Source organism: Herbaspirillum sp. GW822-FHT03A08 (genome assembly GCF_058801885.1).
Genome location: NZ_JBXANR010000003.1, coordinates 346642 through 369687, shown reverse-complemented (window position 1 = coordinate 369687; position 23046 = coordinate 346642). Strand labels below are relative to the sequence as shown.

The following is a 23046-nucleotide window of genomic DNA, read 5'->3' as shown; positions in this document are numbered from 1 at the left end:
AAATATTATTCTGCCGCCAAGGCGACCAGTGTTCCTGCTTGAGTTTGAAAAACGACGTTTTGCCCAGCGGCAATCGGCGTCACTTGAATCGGGCTGCCGTCAGTGCTTGTACGGGCGACGAAAGAACCATCGTCAAGCGACAAGAAATGGATGTAACCCTGATAATCGCCCACTGCGACCGCTTTGCCAACAGCAATCGGCGCGGACAGACGGCGATAAGACAATTTGGTGTTGTGCCACATGGATGCGCCCGTATCGCGCGCAAATTCGGTGACACCACCCTTGTCATCCGCGGAGAAAACGTAACGGTCATCCAGCGTCACACCGGAGTCGCTCGAGAATTCCTTGCCCCAGCGCACGTTGCCATTGCCGACATCGAAGCAGCCAATACGGCCTTGATACGCCACGGCGCACACGTCACGGACGCCCAGAGCAGGCACGCCGGACACATCGGCAATGCGCTCGAGCTCCGTCGTACCGCGCGGATCGCCGACCGCGACTTCCCATCGCGGACCACCGTTATTCAATGCCAGTGCGGACAAACGACCGCCCGGCAAGGCGACGTAGGCGCTCTGCGAGTCAAGCACAATACCCGGCGCAGTACGCAGGGTCAGCGACGGCAGCGGACGCAGGATACTCCAGCGACGAGCACCACTTTCCGCATCGAAGGCAGTGATGCGGTTATCGATACTACGCACCACTACCAAACCATAGCCGACTGCGGGTGCAGACAACACCTCAGTTGGCGCCGAAGCCTTCCACAGCGACTTGCCGCTGGCGTCAAAAGCCTGAACAACGCCCTTCTCACCGACCACAGCAACCGTGGTTCCGTCGCTGCCGACACCGGCGGTCAGCGAACCGGCGCTGATGCGCCACATGGACTGGCCAGTCGCCGCATTCAGGCGTGTGACCGTGCCATCGGCACCAGCAGCAAAAACGCTGTCAGCAGCATAAACCGGGCTGAACACGAAATTGCCTGCCTTGCCCACCGAAGCAGTCCAGACGGTCTTGGTGCGCAAGGTTTGCTTGAACTCAACGAGTGCTGCCGGCGGGTTCACTTCCTTCTTGCTGGAAAACAGCGAGCAGCCCGACAACAGAGCAACTGCAGCCAATGCGCTCAGTTTGACAGCCAACGAACCTGCACGCATGGAAACGACTTGTGACTCACGACGCATATTGTTTTTCCTCTTACCGAATTTCACGATGTTGGAGTGCGGTTATCGCAATGATCAGGCCGCAGCCTTGACTGGGGCGCCGCCGATAGCGTCGAGTTTCAATTGAATCAATTGACGGCCCGGGCTGCGCTGGTCGGTTTTGTCCAGCGCCAGCTGATATGCGGCACGGGCATCATCACGCTTGTCTTGCGCCACCAGAATGTCACCCTTGCGGTCAGCGACTGCGCCGGCAAACTGCGCAGGGAAATCACCGGCCAGCAGCTTGAGCGCGTCGTCGTATGCCTTGGCGTCAAGCAGTACACCCGCCAGGCGAATCGAAGCAATCGCCTTGTACTCTGCATCGCGACCGTGATCGATCACCCATTGCAATTGCTTCTTGGCTGTTTCAGTGTCATTGGCGTCAAACGCAACCTTGGCGGACACCAGCGCGCTCATCTGCGCGTAAGCAGTACCGCTGAATTTGTCCTGCATATCGGTTGCTGCGCGCAACACCTTGGCGTTATCCTTGGCTTCGACGGCGCGTTGCTGCTCATCGTAAAGCTGCGACGCTTGCTGGGATTGCTTGTTCTGATAAATATTCCAGCCGCTCCAGGCTGCATAAGCTGCCAATGCGATGATCAATACCCAGGTCAGAAGATTGCCGTACTTGCTCCACCAAGCCTTGATGGAAGCCAACTGTTCTTGTTCTTCGAGATCGTATGCCATGAAATATGTCTAAAAATTAAGGGTGATAATGAACGTGGTCGTGATCATGGTCGTGGTCGCCGACAATCTGGTCCACCACATAGTCGGGCACGCCGTCGAATGGAATCGTGACCTGCTGGCTTTCGCCTTCTTCCGCGCGCAAGCTCTTGACCGTTGCCGTTGCATTTGCCATTTCATCTTCGCCGATGATGACTGCAAACGCCGCGCCGCTGGCATCGGCCTTCTTCATTTGCGACTTGAAGCTGCCACCGGCGCTCGCCGATGCGCAATGTAGCACAACATCCAGCCCGGCACCGCGCAATCTTTCCGCCATTACAAAGGATTGCAATTGCGCTGCCTCGCCCTGATGGACCAGATAGACGTCGCATTGGTTCGGTGCATACTGCTCTCCGCTGGCTTTCATCAGCTCCAGCAGACGCTCGACACCCATGGCAAAACCGCAGGCCGGAGTGGGCTTGCCGCCGAACATTTCGATCAGCGGATCGTAACGACCGCCGCCGCAAACGGTACCTTGCGAGCCGAGCTGGTCAGTCACCCATTCGAACACGGTGCGGTTGTAATAATCCATGCCGCGCACCAGGCGCGGATTGATGGTGAACGGAATGTTGTTATGGTTCAGAATCTTTTGCACGCCTTCGAAATGCGCGCGCGACTCTTCACCCAGATAATCCAGCAACTTGGGCGCCGCATTGACCATGTCTTGCATCGTTGGATTCTTAGTATCCAGAATGCGCAGCGGGTTCGAGTGCAACCGGCGTTGCGCGTCCGTATCGAGCAGCTCTTTGTGCTGTTCGAAATACGCAATCAGATCGGTGCGATGCTTATTGCGCTCCTCGGCGTTGCCGATGGAATTGAGTTCGAGGCGGATGTCTTCCAGACCAAGATCGTCCCACAGGCGCTGGCACATCATGATCAGCTCGGCGTCGATATCCGGGCCGGTAAAACCCAGCGCTTCGGCGCCAACCTGATGAAACTGGCGATAACGCCCACGTTGCGGCTTTTCGTGGCGAAACATTGGCCCTGTGTACCACAGACGCTTGGGGCCGTCATAAGTCAGGTTGTGCTCAAGCGCCGCGCGCACCACACTGGCAGTACTTTCCGGACGCAATGTCAGGTTGTCGCCATTCAACGAATCTGTGAAGGAATACATTTCCTTCTCAACGATGTCGGTGACTTCACCCAGACCGCGCGAGAACAAGGCGGTCGGTTCAACGATAGGCGTACGAATTTGCTGGAAGCCGTAGCTCTTCAGCACCGAATGCACGGTGTTCTCAAACAGTTCCCACAACGGCGCATCGGCAGGAAGAATGTCGTTCATTCCTTTGACGCCGACGATTTTTTCGATTTTCTTGTTTTCAGACATGCTTGTATTCAGTAAGGTTATGTCGCCGGCAACGGAAGAGCTTTAACACAGGCTTGCCCGGGATACCAACGATCAGTGCGACCTCAGGCCGCGGATTGTTTGCTGTAATGCGATTGCACGTATTCCAGAACGATGGACTGGAATTCTTCTGCAATACGCTCGCCGCGCAGCGTCATGCGCTTCTCGCCATCGATGAAAACTGGCGCCGCAGGCGACTCGCCGGTCCCCGGCAAACTGATGCCGATGTTTGCATGCTTGGATTCACCTGGACCGTTGACAATACAACCCATGACGGCGACGTTCATGCTTTCGACGCCGGGATAGACGCCCTTCCAGACCGGCATCTGCTCGCGCAGATAGGTCTGGATCTTGTCTGCCAGATCCTGAAACACCGTCGATGTCGTCCGACCGCAGCCGGGACAAGCAATCACCATCGGCGTGAACTTGCGCAAGCCCATGGTCTGCAGAATTTCCTGACCGACGATGACTTCACGGGTACGGTCGCCGCCCGGTTCCGGCGTCAGCGAAATACGGATGGTGTCGCCGATGCCTTCCTGCAGCAACACCGACAAGGCCGCAGTCGAAGCGACGATACCTTTGCTGCCCATGCCGGCTTCGGTCAAGCCCAAATGCAGAGGATAATCGCAACGGCGGGCCAGTTCGCGATACACCGCAATCAGATCCTGCACGCCTGAAACCTTGCAGGACAAAATAATCTTGTTGCCGTCCATGCCGAGTTCTTCGGCACGCTGGGCATTTTCAATTGCCGACGTCACAAGCGCTTCGTACATCACCGCCTGTGCCGGCCAAGGCTCTTTGCGCTGGGCATTTTCATCCATGATGCGCGCCAGCAGCGCCTGGTCGAGACTGCCCCAGTTGACGCCGATACGCACCGGCTTATCGTAGCGGCAGGCGACTTCGATCATCTGCGCAAACTGGGTGTCGCGCTTGGCGCCCTTGCCTACATTGCCCGGGTTTATACGGTACTTCGACAGCGCCTGCGCGCAATCGGGATAGTCGTTTAACAGCGTATGGCCGTTGTAGTGGAAGTCGCCGACCAGCGGCACATCCACGCCCATGCGATCCAGTTGCTCGCGGATCGCCGGCACGGCAGCTGCGGCCTCGGGTGAATTGACGGTAATACGCACCACTTCCGACCCCGCGCGCGCAAGATCCTTGATCTGGATCGCGGTGCCGATGGCATCGGCGGTATCCGTATTGGTCATCGACTGCACCATGACCGGCGCGCCGCCACCTACGACAACTTGCCGGTCACCATAGCTGATGACGGCACGACGGCGCTGGCGGCGAGCCAGCGGGCCTGATGCAATCGGAAAAGATGAAGATGACATACGTGTTTATTTCAAACTCAGACGAGCTACATTGTTGCCGGCAGCCTGCAAATCCAGCCTGGAACCGCGCAAGCTGGCATCAACACCGGCAGCATTGCCGATCACCAGCGTTACCGGCTCCGTAATATCGAACGACTCCGAAGTGCCTGCCTTCAACAGACGGGAAATCATGGTCGTCTTGTCGTTGCGGCGAATCTCAACCCAAGAGTCTTCACGGAAAGTCAGTCGCAGCAAATCTTTGCTGTTGCTGATATTCAACCCGCCGGTCACGGGAGACGTCGGATTCACCGGCGCCGAGGCAACTGTTGCGGCAGGTTGCGCAGGTGGCGCAGACGCAGCAGGCTTCTCTGCTGGAGCAGTTTCAGGCTGAGACGCCGGCGCCGACACTACATTGGCCACGCGCTCGGACACATTCGTGATCGCCGAGTTGGTTGCACTTGCTGCGCTTGCCACTGCCGACTCAACTTTTTCCAGCTTGCTTTTGTCCGAGCCATCCTGGACTTCGGGAGGCAAATCCTGCGTCTCTGCCGCCTGGCCCTGTACCGACGCTTGCGGCTCATCTGCAGCGCCTGCCTTGTTAGCCGCAGACTTCAGCCACGCCATTTGCGGCACGCCGCTTAACAAATCCGTTTCATGGATAGCGATTGCTGCGCCGGCCAGAATGACCGCCAAAATGCCACCAACGATCAATCCAGGCGATACTGTGCTGCGATTCCCCAGCGGCAGCGGCGATTCCGAAAACGGTGTCGACAAAGTGCGTTGCGGCACGATTGGCTCGTTGCGGGCCGGCCCTTCCTGCGGCAACATCGCCACCAGAGCATTGGCATCCAGCCCCAGCAATTTGGCGTAGGCACGGACAAAACCCCGCACGATGACCTGGCCCGGCAATGCAGCATAGTTGTCGGCTTCCAGGGCAATCACTTGCCGGGTTGCAAACTTCAGCTGACTGGCAGCATGTTCTACAGACCAGCCTTTGGCCTGGCGTTGTGCCGCCAATAGCGCTCCGGGTAATGCGACCTGCTTTACCTCTTCTGTTCCCGATACAAATTCGGGGACTGGCGCTTCATTTCCCTGCTGATCACTCATCAAATGCTCCACGTTGATAAGCCGCGTATTCTGACGAAGACGGATAGCGGCGGCGCAACTGCACCGCCAGATCATTTTCGGCTGATTGATTGCCTAGTTTACGTTCAATCTTGATGGCAAGCCATAGTGCTTGAACATCCAGGACATTATTCTTTGCTGCAAGACCGATATGAAAGCGAGCGCGCTCAAATTCATGCCGGTCGAAATACAATCTGGTCAGATTCACATTCGTCGCAAGACTGGCCGGCTCATACTGAAAAGCACGCGCAAAATAGCGCTCCGCAGCCTGCGCGTCCTGCAGTTTCATACTGCAGGCGCCGGCATTGGCAAGCGCCTTGCCGGGAGACTGGTACGAGCGATTGCCAATGGCCGATTCAAAAAACGGCATCGCCTCGGCAGCGCGTCCGTCATTGCACAAAAACCAGCCGTAATTGTTGGCAAAGTCCGGATTACCCGGTGCCAGCTTCATGGCCCGCAAAAAATCGTTCTCCGCCAGCTTCCCCTGCCCCATTTCCATGTAAGCCAACGCTCTCATGCTATAGGCATCGGCAAAATCGGGAACCGCCTGCAAAGCCAGCCCAGCCTCTTCCACAACCACGCCAAACTGACGCTGATCGTAGTAGCCGATCGCCAGTTGCAAGCGAATGTCCGCACGCGTTTGCGCATCAGCACGCACCGCGACACGGGGAAGACTGGAAACAGAATTATCCGGAGCGGGAGCGACAGCGGCAGCCTTGTCCGATTTGGAAGAAGCACATCCAGTCAGCAGCAAAGCAGGCGCCAGCGCAAAAGCAACAACGCTTTTCTGCCAGTTTCCCCTCACCCGGATATCTCCACGATGCGGCCGAAATCCTTGCCGAATTTTTGCTGGTATTCGGTCATCTTCTGCATGCGCTCCTGCACGCGTGTACGATCTTTCACTTCGCCGGCCAATTGACCGCATGCCGCGTCGATATCATCGCCGCGCGTCTTGCGAATGGTCGTCACGATGCCGGCATCCATCAGAATCTGGGCAAACGCCTTGATCCGGGGATTGTGCGAACGCTTCAGTCCCGACTCAGGGAAAGGATTGAAAGGAATCAGATTGAATTTGCACGGCACGGCAGCCTTGCTGTCGCCACCGCCCTGCACCAGCGCAACCAGTTCACGCGCATGCGCGTCGCTGTCGTTGACGCCATCCAGCATGCAATATTCAAAGGTAACGAAGTCACGCGGCGCGAATTCCAGATAACGCTTGCAGGCCGCCATCAGTTCGTGCAGTGGATATTTTTTATTCAGAGGGATCAGGCCATCGCGCAAGGTATCGTTCGATGCGTGCAGCGACACAGCCAAGGCCACGGGGCATTCCTGCGACAACTTGTCGATCATCGGCACCACGCCACTGGTCGACAAGGTCACGCGGCGGCGCGACAAGCCATACGCGTTATCGTCGAGCATCAGCTTCAGCGCGGTAACGGTAGGCTCAAAGTTCAACAAAGGCTCGCCCATGCCCATCATCACCACATTGGTGATCTGGCGCTCGCCTTTCGGGCCGGGCTCGATGCCTTTGGTTTTACGCAATTCAAACTCGGCCATCCAGAGCTGGCCGATGATTTCGCCGACGCTCAGATTGCGGTTGAAGCCCTGCTTGCCGGTCGAACAAAAACGGCAATTCACCGCACAGCCCGCCTGGGTCGAAATACACAGGGTGCCGCGGGTTTCTTCGGGAATGAATACGGTTTCAACGGCATTGCCGTTGCCGACGTCCACCAGCCATTTGCGGGTGCCATCGGTAGAAGTGTGATCACTGATGATTGCCGGCGCAGCGACGAACGCGCGCGTGGACAGCTTTTCACGCAGTGATTTGGCGAGATCGGTCATCTCGGCAAAGTCGGCCACACCGTACTGGTGTATCCAACGTTGCAATTGTTTGGCGCGAAACGGCTTCTCACCCAACTCGCCACAGTAAGCGACGAGTTGCGCGGGATCCAGATCCAGCAGATTGGTGAGAGCTGTTGTCATGACATGTACCACTTTTCGTTAACCTTGATGCATAGATCACTAAACATCAAGGACAACTTGCTACAAATTAACGCGAATAGATGTTCAGCGCTGGGAAGAAATACGAGATTTCAACCTTGGCTGTTTCAGCTGCGTCGGAACCGTGCACTGCGTTAGCATCGATCGAATCAGCGAAATCGGCGCGGATTGTGCCTTTTTCTGCTTTCTTCGGATCGGTTGCGCCCATCAGGTCACGGTGCTTCAGAATGGCGTTTTCGCCTTCCAGAGCTTGCACGATCACAGGACCGGAGACCATGAAGTCAACCAGATCCTTGAAGAAAGGACGCTCGCGGTGAACCGCGTAGAAACCTTCAGCTTCCGCACGCGACAAGTGAATCATGCGCGCAGCGATGATTTTCAGGCCGGCGTTTTCGAAACGGGAATAAATCTGACCGATCACGTTTTTCGCAACTGCGTCCGGTTTGATAATCGACAGGGTGCGTTCAATTGCCATGTGTAAAAACTCCAATAAAAAGAAAGGGTTAAGCCGTTAATCAACAATTCAATCAACCTTTGATTCTAGCACGAAAAGGCTATTTATCAGCCTAATTTGCTGCAAAGCATGCCATTTTGACAAATGCAGGAGAAAATCCTCCGCCGAACTTAGTGACCCGGAACCTGTCCTACACAGGACTGTCGTGCTATGCTTGGTTCGCATTTATCGCAACTGGAGGAAGAATGAGTCAATACCCACAAAACGCATTTGAAACTGTCGGCACCGGCGTCGTCGCGCGCAACCGCGTGCTGCGCAACACTTACTGGCTGCTCGCATTGTCCATGATCCCGACCGTACTGGGCGCATGGCTGGGCGTACAAATGCACTTCAGCATGTTCGCCGGCAGCCCGATGATCGGCTTCGTCGTGTTCATGGCGGTAGCATTCGGTTTCTTCTATGCCATCGAAAAAACCAAGAATTCGGGTCTGGGCGTCGCCGTACTGCTCGGCTTCACCTTCTTCATGGGCCTGATGCTGTCGCGCCTGATTGAATACACGCTGGGATTTTCCAACGGCGGAACGCTGATCATGACCGCGTTCGGCGGAACCGCACTGATTTTTGGCGTGATGGCGACTGTTGCCACGGTTTCCAAGCGTGACTTCTCTGGCATGAGCAAATGGCTGTTTGCCGGCCTGCTAGTGATTGTCGTCGCATCGCTGGCGAATATTTTCCTGCAATTGCCGGCACTGCAACTGACGATTTCCGTGGTTGCTATCGCAATCTTCTCTGCTTACATTCTGTTTGACGTACAGCAAGTGATCAACGGCGGCGAAACTAATTACATTTCGGCAACGCTGCGCATTTACCTGGATGTCTACAACGTGTTCGTCAACCTGCTGTCGATTCTCGGCATCTTTGGCGGCAACCGCGACTGATCCGTAAATTTCCAATAAAAAAGCCGACCTTCTGGTCGGCTTTTTTTACGCCCTCAATTCAACCACGCGACGAATTGATACACTCGTCCAAATCAAAAACCGCCATCGATTCCACGTGCGCCGTATGTGGAAACATGTTGACCACGCCAGCCAGCTTCAGACGGTAACCGCCGCCATTTACCAACTCACCGGAGTCCCGTGCCAGCGTCGCTGGATTGCATGACACATACACGATGCGCTTGGGCTTCAGATGCGCGTGCTGCTCACCAAGACCGGCGATCGCCTTACACACTTCCAATGCGCCTTCGCGCGGTGGATCGATCAGCATGCGATCGAACTTGCCCAATGCGACGAAATCTTCCGTCGTCGCCTCAAACAGATTGCGGCAATAGAACGACGTCTTTTCGGCGACATTGTTGACCTTGGCATTTTCAGCCGCACGCTCAGTCAGCGCAGTACTTCCCTCAATACCAATCACCTCTTTTGCCATTGTGGCAATCGGCAAAGTGAAGTTGCCCAAGCCGCAGAACAAGTCGGCAACACGGTCTTCCGGCTGCGCATCCAGCAAGCGCAAGGCGCGCGCCACCAGCACACGATTGATCTGATGGTTGACCTGCGTGAAGTCGGTCGGTTTGAAAGGCATGCGGATGCCGAATTCCGGCAAGGTGTAGTGCAAGTTCGACTGCGGCGGATAGTATGGATAAGCGGTGTCCGGGCCTTTAGGCTGCAGCCACCACTCGACCTTGTGTTCGTCCGAGAAAGCCTTCAGCTTGACCTCATCGTCAGCGCTTGGCGGCTCCATCACGCGCAGCACCATCACCGTCGTCTTCTGCCCGTCATCGCCTTCGCCAATCGCCAGCTCAATCTGCGGCAAGCGCTCAATGATCGACAGAGAACCGATCAGATGGCGCAGCGGCACCAGCATCGCGGAGACATGCGGCGGCAGGATTTCGCAGGTTTTCATGTCGCTCACGAAGGGCGATTTTTTCTCATGAAAGCCGACCAGCACGGTGCCTTTTTTGACCACGTTCTTGACCGAAATCCGGGCACGATAGCGGTAGCCCCAGGTTGGCCCATAAATCGGGCGCAACATGGTTTCGGCCTTGAGTTTGCTGAGATGCCAGAGATTGTCTTCCAGCACCCGCTGCTTCATCGCTACCTGGGCGGAAGGCTCCAGATGCTGCATGGCGCAGCCACCGCAAATGCCGAAATAGTCGCATTGAGGCTTGACGCGCAACGACGATTCGCGATGCAAGGCCGTCATCGTCGCGGCTTCCCACTTCGGCTTCTTGCGATAGGAATGGAAGCTGACCTGCTCTCCCGGCAACGCGCCTTCGACGAACACGACCTTGCCTTGAGTGCCATCTTCGTTCGCCAGATGGCCGACGCCGCGCCCGTCCATGTCGAGAGCTTTGATATCGATAATATTTTGCTGCATAGAAACTATAGATGCGGCCGCCGTCGCAGCCTAAAAAACTAAAACCGCTATTGTCGGCGATCCGGGGAGCTGAGGGAAGCTAAAACGCCACCAGCGCTATCAGAACAGCGCGTCCTTGCTGACGCCGCGCGACACCAGAGTGCGTTTGAGCTTGATGAGCGCTTCTTGCTGGACCTGGCGTACGCGCTCGCGGGTAATGCCCATTTCCGTAGCGAGTTGCTCCAGCGTTGACGGGTCATCGTTGTCCAGGCCGAAACGGCGCGTGATGACGATTCTTTGCTTATCCGGCAAGTTTTTGAGCCAGTCGCGGATCAGGATCGACATTTCATGCGATTCCGCCTGCGTATCAGGATTTTCATCCGTCGACCCCGGCAGCAGGTCAATCAGGCTGGCCTGAGGATCGTTGTCGAGCGGCGTGTCGAGCGACGCGGCATGTTCGGACAGCGTCAATACGTCCTGCACGTCTTCCACCGGCCGATCCACCAGATGGGCGATGTCTTCGGCAGTAGCATCGCGGCCGTCGTGCTGCTGCGCTTCTAAATGGTATTTGGCGCGCAGAATCTGGTTGAGCTCGCGCACCATGTGCACCGGCAAACGCACCGTGCGCGCCTGGTTCATGATGGCGCGCTCAATGCTCTGGCGTATCCACCAGGTGGCGTAGGTCGAAAAACGGAAACCGCGCTCCGGCTCGAACTTGTCGATAGCTCGCATCAGGCCGAGATTGCCTTCTTCGATGAGATCCAGCAAAGCCACGCCGCGATTGATGTAGTGCTTGGCGATCGACACCACCAGACGCAGGTTGTGTTCGATCATTTTTTGCCGGGAAGCGAAATCACCCTGCTTAGCCAGCGTGGCAAAGTACAGCTCTTCCGGAGCGGTCAGTAACGGCCGGGTACCGATCTGATTGAGGTAATGCTGAGTAGTGTCGGTGGAGAGTTCTGCGGCGAGAACCTTTTTCAGCTCTTCGACGCCCTCGACGGCGACGACAACTTCCGCTTCGCCATCGCCGTCACCTTCTGCCGGATCGCCCTCATCAATCACTTCCAGATCGTCGGCAGCATCCATTGGCTCGACTGGGTCGTCCGATCGGGACTCGTCATCTGGCAGGTGATCTTGAGGGCGTGGGCTCATACGCTAACGTGGAGGTAGGTATTTCGACGGATCGACAGGTTTGCCTTGCTGACGAATTTCGAAGTGCAACTTGACGCTGTCGCTATCCGAATTCCCCATCTCGGCAATCTTCTGTCCCTTGGTTACAGCTTGCCCTTCCTTCACCAGTATTGTCTTGTTGTGTGCATAAGCCGACAGCAGATTATTCGTGTGCTTGACGATCACCAGATTGCCGTAGCCTCGGATGCCGCTACCGGCATACATGACCTTGCCCGCACCTGCCGCCAGTACCGGCTGACCACTCTTGCCGGCGATGTCGACGCCTTTCTTGCCGCCGTCAAACGTACCCACAACCTTGCCTTCTGCAGGCCACATCCAGGAGACTGCGTCGTCGTCAGCCGCAGGTGCCGCTGCTGCAGGTGCAGGCTTATCTGCCGCATGTGCAGGCTCCGTCTTGGCCGGCGCCACCGCTGCTTGCGCGTTTGCTGCCGGCGCTGCCGCAGCAGGTGCACTGGTCGGTGCCGTATCCGGCTTTTCCATCTCGGCCAGCGTGCTGTCCGAATAAGCGCGCTTGTCGCCGCGCGGACCAATCTTGTTGCTGCCGACGCCGGCGACCGGGGCCGCAACGCCATTGTTCGCCGCCGTCGACGCACCCAGCGGTTTGACCTCGATACCACCCGATGTGCCGCCGACCACTACCGCGCCGGTTTGCACGCCATCAGGCGGCGACACGCGCAGCACCTGATCGACCTTGATGTCATTCGGATTGGTCAGATTGTTCCAGGCGACGATATCGCGATAGCTCTGCCCCGACTCCAGCGCGATACGGTACAACGTATCGCCCTTCTTCACGGTGTAATAACCTTTTCCATCCGGACGCGCTGCTGCGACAGTTGCGGCGGACTTGCTTGCATCGGCAACAGGCTGGGAGGAATTCCCCGTGCGGTCCACCACAGGCGCCGCGGTACGCGGCGTAGTCGAACACGCTGCAAGCAGACTGACGGTAATCCCCAACCACACCAAACGAATTTTTTTCATGCTCATTACATTAATTTTGTACAACGATAACGTTGACCCGCGCCTTGCGCGAGAAGTTCATCGGGACAAGCAAGGCCTGATCATGCACCTTGTTGCCATTGGCTGTGCTGCTTACTCTGCTTATTCTATTTCTTGTTACACCGTGCCCGGACGCAGCGGCACGAAATGGCATTCTTCCAAGGTTTCGCTGGTCCACTCAAACTTGCTGATGCGCTCGATCAGCTGCAGCATTTGCTGACGTCCCCCGACAGGCGCCACCAGGCGCCCGCCTATCGCCAACTGCTCCAACAGAGCCTGAGGCACTTCCAGGCCGGCCGCAGCAAGAATGATACCGTCGAACGGCGCCACCTGCGGCAGACCTAGCATACCATCTCCGTAATGCAAGCGGATGTTGGCAATACGCAGCGGCCGCAAATTGATTTTGGCCAGTTCATGCAACGGTTTGATGCGCTCAATCGAATACACGTCTTTCGCCACCAGCGACAACACTGCGGCCTGATATCCGCAGCCCGTGCCGATTTCCAGCACGCGATCGAGCACTTTGCCCTTATTGTTGTCGCGCATGATTTCGATCATGCGCGCAACGATATAGGGCTGTGAAATCGTCTGATGATGTCCGATCGGCAATGAAGCATCAATGTAAGCCTGGCTCGACAGCCCCGGATCCATGAACATATGCCGAGGCACCGCTTCCATCGCTGCCAATACCTTGGGATCGCTCACACCCTGCTTGGCCACGCGCGCCACCATGGCTTTGCGAACAGCGTCCGATACCAGAGACGCCTGACGATTGGCAGTCGGGATCGGTGTCGGCAAGGCGTTGCGCGCAGCAGGTTTGCTGGCCGGCTGCGCAGATTGTGCGGCTTGTGCTTTGGCAGCCTGACGGCCGGAATCCTGGGCGGCATTTCTGGTTGCTGTCTGCGGCGTCACGACGGTGCGTGCCGGCGCAGCAAACTGCGGGGTCGTCCGGCCGGAAGCTGTCGCCGATGACTTGCCTTTCTTCTCAACTACGGAAGACAAGGACAAGGGGAAACGGCTGGATTTACCGGTCATGCCAATGCCTTCTTCAGATTGGCCAGCTGCGCCGTATGCGTCAGGTCAATTTGCAGCGGCGTGATCGATACGTGCCCTTGTGCCGTTGCATGAAAATCGGTGCCCTCGCCGGCATCCTTGACGGCACCGGCCGGGCCGATCCAGTAGATGTCCTTGCCGTGCGGATCGCGCATCTTGTAGACCGGCTCCGAGGTGTGCCGCTTGCCCAGCCGTGTAGCGGTGCAAGGCTTGAGTTCTTCGTACGGCAGATTGGGAATATTGACGTTCAGCAGATAGGGCTTGGCAAGTTCTTCGAACTGGCGCTCGACGATTTCGCGTGCAATGCGTGCCGCGCTGTCGAGATGTGCCCAGCCCTTGTGCAACTGTGAAAAGGCAATCGCCGGGATGCCGAACAGGAACCCCTCGGTCGCCGCCGCCACCGTACCGGAGTACAACGTGTCGTCACCCATGTTCTGCCCCTGGTTGATGCCAGAGACGATCAGGTCCGGACGCTCCGGCAACAAACCGGTCAAGGCGACGTGCACGCAGTCCGATGGGGTGCCATTGAGATAATAAAAACCGTTGCCGGCGCGCTCAACCCACAAAGGGCGATCAAGCGTCAGCGAGTTGGAACTGCCTGAACGATTGCTGTCTGGTGCCACCACCGTGATCTCGGCGATGGCGGACAAGGCGTCAGCCAGCGCCAGGATACCTGGAGCCTGATAGCCGTCGTCGTTACTGATTAAGATTTTCATCCCGCCATTTTACCCGAAGCCCCCTGCCAAATTCGCAGAGAAATGTGGCGAAGCATCGTAAAACTTAGAGGCAGTCGAACGGCAATTACGCCCCGCCGCAAGCGGCAGATCAATCGGTTTCGCTGACGGTCTGATAGACGAATGCGGACAAAATGAGGCGATCGCGTGCGGATACGTCGATGAACTCCAGACCGTACTTGGCGTAACTGGGATCACTGTCGGCCTCAACCGTTCGCAGCACGACATCGAGGTCCAATCCCCGTTCTTCGCCGGCAACATTGATGATGAACTTGAGTCGCCCCTTCGCATCCTTGGTGCAGCCGAGGAAATTGCTGATGCCGGACACCCCGCCGACGCTCAGATCGAGCAGGTTGAGTGCCGCAGGCGGCGCAGAACCAATCGTCAGGAAGGCGTCGACATCCACTTCCACCCGTGCATCCTGGCGGATCACGGTGCAGCGCACTTCACGCGGGCACGACAGATGGACATAGGGGTAAGGCAGGTTCTGGTACTTGAGAACGCTGGCGACGAAAGCGTAAGCGCGCCGTCCCGACAAGGCGCGCACCACGACGATCTGGCCATCGCGCATGTGCATGTATTTGCCGTCTTTCACCGGCGCCGAAACCAGCACGCTTTTACCCGCGAGACTACCCATCAGGCTGATGTTGTAGCGGACGTCGGGTGCCTCTTTCAGTTGTAGCGACAAGGCGTCGCCGATACGCCAGCGCACCTCATCCATGCTGACGATACTTTCCTGCCCGCGGCCTGGCGCAGGCGGACGCAAACCTTTAGAGCGGCGGCGCTTTTGCAGCACATCGCGCGATTGCGGCAACGGCACCGAGTCGGTGTCTGGTTCCGTTCCCCATTTTTCGTTGCGAAACAGGCCGTGCTCCAGCAAGCCGTCGAGCTGCCCTTGTGTTTCCACCATGCTGCCGCGCGCCAGCAGCAAATCACCGGCTTCGTTGTAAATCGGCCATGGTGCACGCTGCCCGACAATGAGCTCGCTGGCACGTACCGGTACTAATGCAGTCGATGCGCTTAAACTCGCCATGCCTATCCTCTGTATGGGTTATTCACCATGCAGATCGCGTCGGTGCGATCGTTATTTCCAGATCGTTCAAGATCAAATCAAGTTTCGTCGGCGGCTGCCGCCAGCTCTGCACGACGAAGGAAAAACTCTTCTACCGCTGCGATCTCGCGTGTGCGCTTGAACGGCGGCAAGCTCTGCCAGATGCGCCGGCCATATCCCTTGGAAATCAGGCGCGGGTCGCAAATCATCAGTACGCCACGATCGCTCTCATCCCGAATCAGGCGCCCGGCGCCCTGCTTCAGATTGATGATGGCCGATGGCAACTGATGATGTACAAAGCCGTTCAGGCCTTTTTTCTCCAGCTCTGCAATACGCGCTGCCAGCACTGGATCATCGGGTGGCGAAAACGGCAGCTTGTCGATGATCACCAGCGACAAGGCATCGCCACGCACGTCGACGCCTTCCCAGAAACTCTGGCTGCCGATCAGCACGCCATTGCCGGACGCGCGGAAGCGATCCAGCAACTCGGTTCGCCCCGCTTCGCCCTGCACCATCAAAGGGAAAGGCAAGCCGCGCGTTTCGAACTCTTCGCGCAGACGTTCTGCCGCGCGATTGACGGCGCGTATCGTCGTGCACAGCAGGAAGGTACGGCCGCCGGCAGCAATGATCGCCGGCAAGGCAGCATCGATCACTGCATCAGTGTATTCAAACGAATTCGGTTGCGGCAGATTGTTCGGCACGTACAGCAAGCCTTGCTGTTCATAGTTGAACGGACTCGGCCATGACTGCGCCGGCTCGTCCCACAAGCCCATTTGCGAGGTATAGTGATTGAAATCATTCTTCACCGCCAGCGTCGCCGACGTAAAGATCCAGGCGCGCGGCACGCCTTCGCGTTGCTTGTTGAAAATCGGCGCAATCGACAGCGGCGTACGATGCAGTTGCAGCGACGAGGTGAAGGCTTCAACCCACAGCACGTACGTCTGCCCATCCTCGCTGGCGGCTTTGTCCTGGGCGCCGTTCCAGTTGTCGAGCTGATTTGATAACTCAATGGCACGGGTACGGCATTGTTCGATGGTTTCGGCGCGCTCGGCCTGCTTTTCCAGCACGGCGATCATGTCGTCTATGTTGTCGCGCAAGGTTTCCAGTGCCGGAAAGAAAACGCTCGACGGAGCGATTTGATTGACCGCCAGGCGCACGATATCTTCCGGGAAAGCCAGACGCAAATCGCGCGCCGCTTTCTCGACCGGCGACACAACCTTGGCCCAGTCGGCGCCGTCACGCGCGTGCGACAAGCCTTCCGCCAGCACATCGCGGCACAGCTCCAGCACTTGCGAAGTCGAGACGGTATCGCCGAAGAACATCGTCGCGGTTTCCGGCAGTTGATGCGCTTCGTCGAAGATCACGGTATTGGCGGTGGGCAGCAACTCCGCCACGCCGGTATCCTTGAGCGCGACGTCTGCAAAGAACAAGTGATGATTCACCACCACAATATCGGCCTGCTGCGCTTCCTTGCGCGCCTTCATGACGAAACAGTCCTGGTAGTACTGGCACTCGGCGCCGAAGCAGGTATCCCGGGTTGACGTGACCAGATTCCAGATCAGAGCAGTCTCCGGCACCTTGGATAATTCGGCCTTGTCGCCGGATGATGTCGTCTTCATGAAGCGCGAAATTTCGCGCAAATAGCCGACGTCATCACGCGAAGTCATGCGACCGTTTTGCAGCGTGCGTTCGAGATGGAAATGGCAGACGTAGTTGGATCGCCCCTTGAGCAGCGCAACTGATACCGGCGCGCTCAAGGCTTTGCGCACGGTGGGGATGTCACGCAAGTAAAGCTGATCCTGCAGGTTCTTGGTGCCGGTCGACACGATGACTTTACCGCCCCAAAGCAAGGCTGGAACCAGATAGGCAAAAGTCTTGCCGGTGCCGGTACCCGCCTCTGCGATCAGCGTGCGCTGACCGGCGATGGCGTCGGCGATGGCCTTCGCCATTTCGGTTTGCGAATGGCGCGGGCGGTAACTGCCTACCTGGCCGCCCAGCGGGCCGCCTTCGCCAAAAAGCTGCTCAACCTCGGCATCATGGATACCATGTGGAACGGGTGCTGCGGTATCTTCGATGGAACTCACTGACTGACGCCTGTAAAGAGGTTAAACCGGACAACAAAAGAATAAATAAAAGAAACGCAGACGGAGGATCGTCAGCATGAAGAGTACGGGCCGCCAGCGAAACTTACCGCGCAGCCACTGCAGCGGCTGCTTCACACGCCGAATCGAGCAGAAGCGTGCGGCGGAACTCAGGCCGGAATATCGGGCATCAATTGCATTTTCAGCAACACGATATGATCTTTCAATTGCAGCTTGCGCTTCTTCAAACGACGCAATTGTAATTCTTCATGACGGGTTCCTTGCGAAAGCATGTCGATCACCGCGTCAAGGTCACGATGTTCGACTTCCAATTCGATAATACGGCGCTGTATATCTTCGCGGTGCGTCATGGTCATGGTGGCTTCTATTGCAAAATTGGCGCTGGCACTCACGGCCGCTGCCAAGGAAACGGACTGCTGACAGTGTAATCCACCTGCCGCAGGTCAACAATCGTTGCCGACATCGACCGGCGGCGAAGAGCTTACCTGGCAGGTGTCGTGACCGGTGCTGCCGTAGCCGGAGCGGTTGGCGCAGCAGGTGTCTGCTGTTGCTTGGCGGCACGCTCGCGCTCTTTCTCCGCCTTCTTGGCTTCGACTTCCTTGCGATGAGCTTCTGCCTGTTTTACTTTTTCTTTGTAGGCCTGCTCGTTGGCTGCCCGCTGTGGCGCCTTTGCTGCTTCTTCCGCTTGCGTCTTGCGCACTTGCGCTTCGTGGGCCTTCACGCGCAGATCCGCCTGGCCTTCACTCTGGCTTTCACGATCAGCGACCTGCTTCTGCTTGGCCATGCTTTCCTGAATCTTGCGCTGCGAGGCTGCCGCCTTTTCCTTTTGATCCTGCGCACGTCGGGCGGCTTCCTGCTCATCATTCGCATGCTGTTCGGCCAGCGACTTGTCGCGATCGTCGGCCTTGGCCTGGCGCTTGTAGGCATTCGCCTCCACCTCTACATCGCGCACTTGTCTCACTGCGACGCGATTGCGTTCCTTGGCATCTTCCAGGCAAGAAGACACAAAAAATCGATGATAACAAGCGCGCTGATCATCAATGTATTGATCGTTGATGACCTGACGTTCCTTATCGGCTTCAAGAAGAATGCTGTCGGCGGAGTCCACGGTTTGAATCGATCCCGATGGATAACGCTGATCGAACGTCGGCTGTCCCGGTGTCCCGTAGGCCTTCTCGGCTGCCGACGCCGCAAATGGCAACAGCGCCAGCAACACGGCGGCGCAGGCAAGCAATTTGCGGGAGGAATGTTCAAAAAATAATTGCATGTAACCCTTATCCATATTCAAGCGAGCTTATCGGCGGCCAGACGGCGCTCGGAATCCATATATTCGCGCGATTGCATTTCAATGATACGTGAAACCGTGCGGTGGAACTCATTTGACAGCGTGCCGGCGGTGTAAAGCTCTTCCGGCTCGACCTCTGCGGACATGATCAGCTTGACCTTGTGGTCGTAGAACACGTCAATCAGCCAGGTAAAACGGCGCGCTTCAGACGACATTGCCGCTGACATGCGCGGGATGCCTGACAAGATCACGGTCTGGAAACGGCTGGCGATTTCCAGATAATCATTCTGCGAGCGCGGACCGCCGCATAAGGTCGCGAAATCAAACCAGATCGCGCTGCCCGCACGTCGCAAGGCGCGAATCTCGCGCGCCTCGATATGCACACGGGTATCTTCGTCGGCGGTTTCTGCAACGGCGGCGAAAGCTTCGCGCAATTCGCTGTCGGTCGTGGCGTTGAGCGGCGAATGGTAAATCTTGACCTGCTCCAGCGCGCGCTTGCGGTAGTCGACGCCGGCATCGATGTTCATCACATCGAGTTTGTCGTTGAGCAGTCTGATGGTAGGCAGCATGCGATCGCGATGCAGGCCGTCCGGATACAGCGTCTCCGGCTGGTAATTCGAGGTCATGATGAACGATACGCCGTTGTCGAACAAACCGGTCAACAGGTTATACAAGATCATCGCATCGGCGATATCCGAGACGTGGAATTCGTCGAAGCAGATCAGGCGATATTTCTTGGCGATGCGGCGCGCGACTTCATCCAGCGGATTGGCGATGCCCTTGAGCTCATCGAGCTGCCGATGGACATCGCGCATGAATTCATGGAAATGCAGACGCGTCTTGCGCACCACCGGGACGACTGAGTAAAAGCTGTCCATCAGGAAGGATTTTCCGCGCCCCACCCCGCCCCACATGTACACGCCGCGCGGCACGTCAGGGCGATTGATCAGCCGCTTGAAGGTGCTGGAGCGCTGCGATTTGAACGCGACCCATTCTTCGTAGGCACGCTGCAGGCGATCGATCGCGCGCTGCTGTGCCTCGTCTGATTTGAAACCACGCTCGCTTAGCGCATGATCGTAGAATTCGCGGACATCCATGGTTGATCTTTATTTTTAGTTCGGGTCATCCGGAGCATCCGGAATGAGCGCAATCGGCCGAGATAAAACATGACGCCGACTTTGTGAAAACGGGACTGCTAAAACAAAATGGGCGAGCCAGGCTCGCCCATCGATGATGACCGGAGTTTACCAGTAAAGGTAAACCCGATTCATCAGAAGTTCAGCGCGCGCTTGTCGACTGCCAGTGCGGCTTCCTTCGTTGCTTCGGACAACGATGGGTGAGCGTGGCAGATACGTGCGATGTCTTCTGCGGAGGCACGGAATTCCATCGCCACGACGGCTTCGGAAATCAGCTCCGATGCCATTGGGCCGACGATATGCACGCCGAGGATTTCATCAGTCGTCGCATCCGCCAGGAACTTGACCATACCCGAGGTATCGCCCAGTGCGCGCGCACGGCCGTTTGCCAGGAATGGGAAAGTGCCAGCCTTGTACGCAACGCCGTCAGCCTTCAGTTGCTGTTCGGTCTTGCCAACCCACGCGATTTCCGGCGAGGTGTAGATGACCCAAGGGATGGTGTTGAAGTTGACGTGACCGTGTTGACCGGCGATACGCTCGGCAACGGCAACGCCTTCTTCTTCCGCCTTGTGCGCCAGCATCGGGCCGCGCACGACGTCACCCACTGCCCATACGTTCGGCAGGTTGGTCTTGCACTCGCCGTCAACGGCGATGAAGCCGCGCTCGTCCAGCTTCAGGCCAACGCCTTCAGCGTTCAGACCGGTGGTGTTCGGTGTACGGCCGATCGATACGATCAGCTTGTCGAACACAGCCTTTTGCGCATTGCCCTTGTCGTCGGTGTAGTCGACGGTAACGTCTTTTTTACCAGCCTTGATGTCGCCGATCTTGACGCCCAGATTCACTACCAGACCTTGCTTGGCCAGCAGCTTTTGCGCTTCCTTGGCGATTTGTTCGTCCACTGCGCCCAGGAATGTCGGCAGTGCTTCCAGCACGGTGACTTCCGCGCCCAGGCGACGCCAGACCGAACCCATTTCCAGACCGATCACGCCGGCGCCGATAACGCCCAGCTTCTTCGGCACTTCAGTGATCGCCAGTGCGCCGGTGTTCGACAGGATCAGTTCTTCATCGAACGCTGCGCCAGGCAACGCGCGTGCATTGGAACCTGTTGCGACGATGACTTGCTTGGCAGTGATCGACTCTTCAGTTGCACCGGCAACCTTGATTTCGTAGCCGTTGGCATCGCCCTTGACGAAGCTGCCGCGACCGTGGAAGAAGGTGACCTTGTTCTTCTTGAACAGGTACAGGATGCCGTCGTTGTTTTGCTTGACGACGGTGTTCTTGCGACCCAGCATTTTTTCCAGGTTCAGACCCAGACCTTTGACTTCGATACCGTGATCGGCAAAGGAGTGGCTGGCGTGCTCGTAGTGCTCCGACGATTGCAGCAGTGCCTTCGATGGAATGCAACCAACGTTGGTGCAAGTGCCGCCAGGTGCAGGACCGCCCTTTTCGTTTTTCCATTCATCGATACACGCGGTGTTGAAGCCCAGTTGTGCTGCGCGAATTGCAGCGATGTAGCCGCCAGGGCCGCCGCCGATGACGACCACGTCAAAATTTTTGCTCATAGTTTTATCCTAGTGCGTTTTTGAATGTGCACAGACCGGTCACGGTCCGGCACCAATGCAAAAGAGAAAAAAGGCGCCGAGAGAACAGAGGGACGATGATCCGGCTTCTCTGTTTTCCCTGCGCCTTGTTTCAGGTCCTGATGATTAGAGATCCAGCAACAGGCGGGCTGGATCTTCCAGCGCTTCCTTGATCGCGACCAGGCTCAGAACGGCTTCGCGGCCGTCGATGATGCGGTGATCGTAGGACATGGCGAAGTAGTTCATCGGACGGATGACGATCTGACCGTTTTCAACCACTGCGCGATCCTTGGTGGCGTGGATGCCCAGAATCGCCGATTGCGGTGGGTTGATGATCGGTGTCGACAGCATCGAACCGAAGGTGCCGCCGTTGGACACGGTAAAGGTGCCGCCGGTCAGTTCTTCGATGGACAGCTTGCCGTCCTTGGCTTTTTGACCGAATTCACCGATCTTCTTTTCGATGTCGGCGATGGACATCTGATCTGCATCGCGCAGAACCGGAACCACCAGACCGCGTGGCGAACCGACAGCGACGCCGACGTCGAAGTAGCCGTGGTAGACGATGTCGTTGCCATCAACCGACGCGTTGACGATCGGGTACTTCTTCAGTGCGTGAACAACTGCCTTGACGAAGAAGGACATGAAGCCCAGCTTGACGCCGTGTTCTTTTTCGAACTTGTCCTTGTACTTGGCGCGCAGGTCCAGCACAGGTTGCATGTTGACTTCGTTGAAAGTCGTCAGAATTGCGTTGGTTGCTTGCGATTGCAGCAGACGCTCGGCCACGCGTGCACGCAGACGGCTCATCGGCACGCGCTCTTCAGGACGGTTTTCCAGGCTTGTCTTGCCAGGAGCTGCAACTTGTTGCAGCGCCGGCTTGGCAGCAGCGGCAGCAGGAGCAGCTGCCTTCGGTGTTGCCAGGGAAGCCAGCACGTCGCCCTTGGTGACGCGGCCGTCCTTGCCTGTGCCCGATACTTGCGAGGTCGACAGATTGTTGTCTGCCAGGATCTTGGCGGCAGCCGGCATGGCGACGTTGGACTTGTTGGCCAGCTCAGGAGCGGCAACAGGAGTCGGTTCATTGGTCGATTGCGGCGCAGGAGCAGCCTTGATTTCCAGCGGGCTCACTTGCGCGGATGCGTCGGTATCCAGGATCGCGATGACTTCACCAGCGACCACGGTCGAACCGTCGGCCTTGATGATTTGGGTGATGACGCCCGCTTCAGGCGCCGGCAATTCCAGCACGACCTTGTCAGTTTCGACGTCGATCAGGTTTTCGTCGCGCGCGACGGCTTCGCCCACTTTTTTATGCCATTGCAGCAATGTCGCTTCTGCAACGGATTCTGATAATTGCGGGACTTTTACTTCGATTTGTGCCATGTAACTTCTCCGATTCGGGTTATTCAATAAACATC

General features: G+C 57.2%; 21 protein-coding genes. 1 reads left to right on the top strand and 20 read right to left on the bottom strand.

All coding sequences use genetic code 11. The features are described 5' to 3' along the window. Window positions 1-5: 5 nt before the first annotated feature. From bamB to ndk, 8 genes are all read right to left on the bottom strand, one after another. On the bottom strand, window positions 6-1175 hold the full coding sequence (gene bamB, locus AC1RN6_RS10890; protein WP_493005232.1) for an outer membrane protein assembly factor BamB: 1170 nt from the start codon (window positions 1173-1175) through the stop codon (window positions 6-8). 54 nt (window positions 1176-1229) lie between these two features. Further along, window positions 1230-1880 carry a tetratricopeptide repeat protein gene (locus AC1RN6_RS10885; protein ID WP_493005231.1) on the bottom strand — a complete coding sequence of 217 codons (651 nt, stop codon included), beginning with the start codon at window positions 1878-1880 and terminating at the stop codon, window positions 1230-1232. Window positions 1881-1896: 16 nt separating this feature from the next. After that, window positions 1897-3243 (bottom strand): histidine--tRNA ligase, encoded by a 1347-nt coding sequence (gene hisS, locus AC1RN6_RS10880; protein WP_493005230.1) that lies wholly within the window; start codon window positions 3241-3243, stop codon window positions 1897-1899. 83 nt (window positions 3244-3326) lie between these two features. Then, the gene (ispG, locus tag AC1RN6_RS10875) at window positions 3327-4595 is read right to left on the bottom strand and encodes a flavodoxin-dependent (E)-4-hydroxy-3-methylbut-2-enyl-diphosphate synthase (RefSeq protein WP_493005229.1); all 1269 of its coding nucleotides are present in this window, start codon (window positions 4593-4595) and stop codon (window positions 3327-3329) included. Between the two features lie 6 nt (window positions 4596-4601). Next, the gene (locus AC1RN6_RS10870; RefSeq protein ID WP_493005228.1) at window positions 4602-5681 is read right to left on the bottom strand and encodes a RodZ domain-containing protein; all 1080 of its coding nucleotides are present in this window, start codon (window positions 5679-5681) and stop codon (window positions 4602-4604) included. Further along, window positions 5674-6504, bottom strand: a complete 831-nt coding sequence (gene pilW, locus AC1RN6_RS10865; protein ID WP_493005227.1) for a type IV pilus biogenesis/stability protein PilW — start codon at window positions 6502-6504, stop codon at window positions 5674-5676. Before pilW ends, AC1RN6_RS10870 begins: the two co-directional genes overlap by 8 nt. Then, a complete protein-coding gene (rlmN, locus tag AC1RN6_RS10860; protein WP_493005226.1) occupies window positions 6501-7682 on the bottom strand; it encodes a dual-specificity RNA methyltransferase RlmN in 1182 nt (393 codons plus the stop codon). The genes pilW and rlmN overlap by 4 nt, the downstream gene beginning before the upstream one ends. Window positions 7683-7749: 67 nt before the next feature. Next, window positions 7750-8175: a nucleoside-diphosphate kinase gene (gene ndk / locus AC1RN6_RS10855; RefSeq protein WP_007877268.1), complete on the bottom strand. Its 426-nt coding sequence runs from the start codon at window positions 8173-8175 to the stop codon at window positions 7750-7752. 224 nt (window positions 8176-8399) lie between these two features. On the opposite strand from ndk, the gene AC1RN6_RS10850 reads away from it, so the two are divergent. Then, window positions 8400-9092 carry a Bax inhibitor-1/YccA family protein gene (locus AC1RN6_RS10850; protein ID WP_493005225.1) on the top strand — a complete coding sequence of 231 codons (693 nt, stop codon included), beginning with the start codon at window positions 8400-8402 and terminating at the stop codon, window positions 9090-9092. Window positions 9093-9150: 58 nt separating this feature from the next. Here AC1RN6_RS10850 and rlmD read toward each other — a convergent pair whose 3' ends face one another. The 12 genes from rlmD to odhB all read right to left on the bottom strand — a co-directional run bounded on the left by rlmD (window position 9151) and on the right by odhB (window position 23011). After that, on the bottom strand, window positions 9151-10530 hold the full coding sequence (gene rlmD, locus AC1RN6_RS10845) for a 23S rRNA (uracil(1939)-C(5))-methyltransferase RlmD (protein ID WP_493005224.1): 1380 nt from the start codon (window positions 10528-10530) through the stop codon (window positions 9151-9153). A 99-nt stretch (window positions 10531-10629) separates the two neighbouring features. Then, window positions 10630-11661, bottom strand: a complete 1032-nt coding sequence (gene rpoS / locus AC1RN6_RS10840) for an RNA polymerase sigma factor RpoS (protein WP_493005223.1) — start codon at window positions 11659-11661, stop codon at window positions 10630-10632. A 3-nt stretch (window positions 11662-11664) separates the two neighbouring features. Continuing rightward, on the bottom strand, window positions 11665-12678 hold the full coding sequence (locus AC1RN6_RS10835; protein WP_493005222.1) for a peptidoglycan DD-metalloendopeptidase family protein: 1014 nt from the start codon (window positions 12676-12678) through the stop codon (window positions 11665-11667). Between the two features lie 135 nt (window positions 12679-12813). Further along, window positions 12814-13731 (bottom strand): protein-L-isoaspartate(D-aspartate) O-methyltransferase, encoded by a 918-nt coding sequence (locus tag AC1RN6_RS10830; protein WP_493005221.1) that lies wholly within the window; start codon window positions 13729-13731, stop codon window positions 12814-12816. Beyond that, entirely contained in the window at window positions 13728-14465 is a 738-nt protein-coding gene (gene surE / locus AC1RN6_RS10825) for a 5'/3'-nucleotidase SurE (RefSeq protein WP_493005220.1), read from the bottom strand. The genes AC1RN6_RS10830 and surE overlap by 4 nt, the downstream gene beginning before the upstream one ends. A 109-nt stretch (window positions 14466-14574) precedes the next feature. Next, entirely contained in the window at window positions 14575-15516 is a 942-nt protein-coding gene (locus tag AC1RN6_RS10820; RefSeq protein ID WP_493005218.1) for a flagellar brake protein, read from the bottom strand. Between the two features lie 77 nt (window positions 15517-15593). Then, window positions 15594-17618, bottom strand: coding sequence for a DNA repair helicase YoaA (yoaA, locus tag AC1RN6_RS10815; protein WP_493005217.1), 2025 nt, complete (start codon window positions 17616-17618; stop codon window positions 15594-15596). A gap of 167 nt (window positions 17619-17785) precedes the next feature. After that, a complete protein-coding gene (locus tag AC1RN6_RS10810; protein WP_493005886.1) occupies window positions 17786-17992 on the bottom strand; it encodes a YdcH family protein in 207 nt (68 codons plus the stop codon). Window positions 17993-18117: 125 nt separating this feature from the next. Continuing rightward, the gene (locus tag AC1RN6_RS10805; RefSeq protein WP_493005216.1) at window positions 18118-18903 is read right to left on the bottom strand and encodes a hypothetical protein; all 786 of its coding nucleotides are present in this window, start codon (window positions 18901-18903) and stop codon (window positions 18118-18120) included. A gap of 17 nt (window positions 18904-18920) precedes the next feature. Beyond that, window positions 18921-20018, bottom strand: a complete 1098-nt coding sequence (gene zapE, locus AC1RN6_RS10800; protein WP_493005215.1) for a cell division protein ZapE — start codon at window positions 20016-20018, stop codon at window positions 18921-18923. Between the two features lie 173 nt (window positions 20019-20191). After that, window positions 20192-21619, bottom strand: coding sequence for a dihydrolipoyl dehydrogenase (lpdA, locus tag AC1RN6_RS10795; RefSeq protein ID WP_050477241.1), 1428 nt, complete (start codon window positions 21617-21619; stop codon window positions 20192-20194). 144 nt (window positions 21620-21763) lie between these two features. Then, entirely contained in the window at window positions 21764-23011 is a 1248-nt protein-coding gene (gene odhB, locus AC1RN6_RS10790; protein WP_493005214.1) for a 2-oxoglutarate dehydrogenase complex dihydrolipoyllysine-residue succinyltransferase, read from the bottom strand. Between the last annotated feature and the right edge of the window lie 35 nt (window positions 23012-23046).

Excerpts from the sequence above, each read along its gene's own strand:
- surE (WP_493005220.1), bottom strand. The coding sequence starts at position 14,465 with ATGAAAATCTTAATCAGTAACGACGACGGCTATCAGGCTCCAGGTATC.
- hisS (WP_493005230.1), bottom strand. The coding sequence starts at position 3,243 with ATGTCTGAAAACAAGAAAATCGAAAAAATCGTCGGCGTCAAAGGAATG.
- ispG (WP_493005229.1), bottom strand. The coding sequence starts at position 4,595 with ATGTCATCTTCATCTTTTCCGATTGCATCAGGCCCGCTGGCTCGCCGC.
- AC1RN6_RS10805 (WP_493005216.1), bottom strand. The coding sequence starts at position 18,903 with ATGCAATTATTTTTTGAACATTCCTCCCGCAAATTGCTTGCCTGCGCC.
- AC1RN6_RS10850 (WP_493005225.1), top strand. The coding sequence starts at position 8,400 with ATGAGTCAATACCCACAAAACGCATTTGAAACTGTCGGCACCGGCGTC.
- AC1RN6_RS10870 (WP_493005228.1), bottom strand. The coding sequence starts at position 5,681 with ATGAGTGATCAGCAGGGAAATGAAGCGCCAGTCCCCGAATTTGTATCG.
- AC1RN6_RS10820 (WP_493005218.1), bottom strand. The coding sequence starts at position 15,516 with ATGGCGAGTTTAAGCGCATCGACTGCATTAGTACCGGTACGTGCCAGC.
- lpdA (WP_050477241.1), bottom strand. The coding sequence starts at position 21,619 with ATGAGCAAAAATTTTGACGTGGTCGTCATCGGCGGCGGCCCTGGCGGC.
- rlmD (WP_493005224.1), bottom strand. The coding sequence starts at position 10,530 with ATGCAGCAAAATATTATCGATATCAAAGCTCTCGACATGGACGGGCGC.
- zapE (WP_493005215.1), bottom strand. The coding sequence starts at position 20,018 with ATGGATGTCCGCGAATTCTACGATCATGCGCTAAGCGAGCGTGGTTTC.
- ndk (WP_007877268.1), bottom strand. The coding sequence starts at position 8,175 with ATGGCAATTGAACGCACCCTGTCGATTATCAAACCGGACGCAGTTGCG.
- rlmN (WP_493005226.1), bottom strand. The coding sequence starts at position 7,682 with ATGACAACAGCTCTCACCAATCTGCTGGATCTGGATCCCGCGCAACTC.
- AC1RN6_RS10885 (WP_493005231.1), bottom strand. The coding sequence starts at position 1,880 with ATGGCATACGATCTCGAAGAACAAGAACAGTTGGCTTCCATCAAGGCT.
- AC1RN6_RS10835 (WP_493005222.1), bottom strand. The coding sequence starts at position 12,678 with ATGAAAAAAATTCGTTTGGTGTGGTTGGGGATTACCGTCAGTCTGCTT.
- bamB (WP_493005232.1), bottom strand. The coding sequence starts at position 1,175 with ATGCGTCGTGAGTCACAAGTCGTTTCCATGCGTGCAGGTTCGTTGGCT.
- AC1RN6_RS10810 (WP_493005886.1), bottom strand. The coding sequence starts at position 17,992 with ATGACCATGACGCACCGCGAAGATATACAGCGCCGTATTATCGAATTG.
- odhB (WP_493005214.1), bottom strand. The coding sequence starts at position 23,011 with ATGGCACAAATCGAAGTAAAAGTCCCGCAATTATCAGAATCCGTTGCA.
- AC1RN6_RS10830 (WP_493005221.1), bottom strand. The coding sequence starts at position 13,731 with ATGACCGGTAAATCCAGCCGTTTCCCCTTGTCCTTGTCTTCCGTAGTT.
- rpoS (WP_493005223.1), bottom strand. The coding sequence starts at position 11,661 with ATGAGCCCACGCCCTCAAGATCACCTGCCAGATGACGAGTCCCGATCG.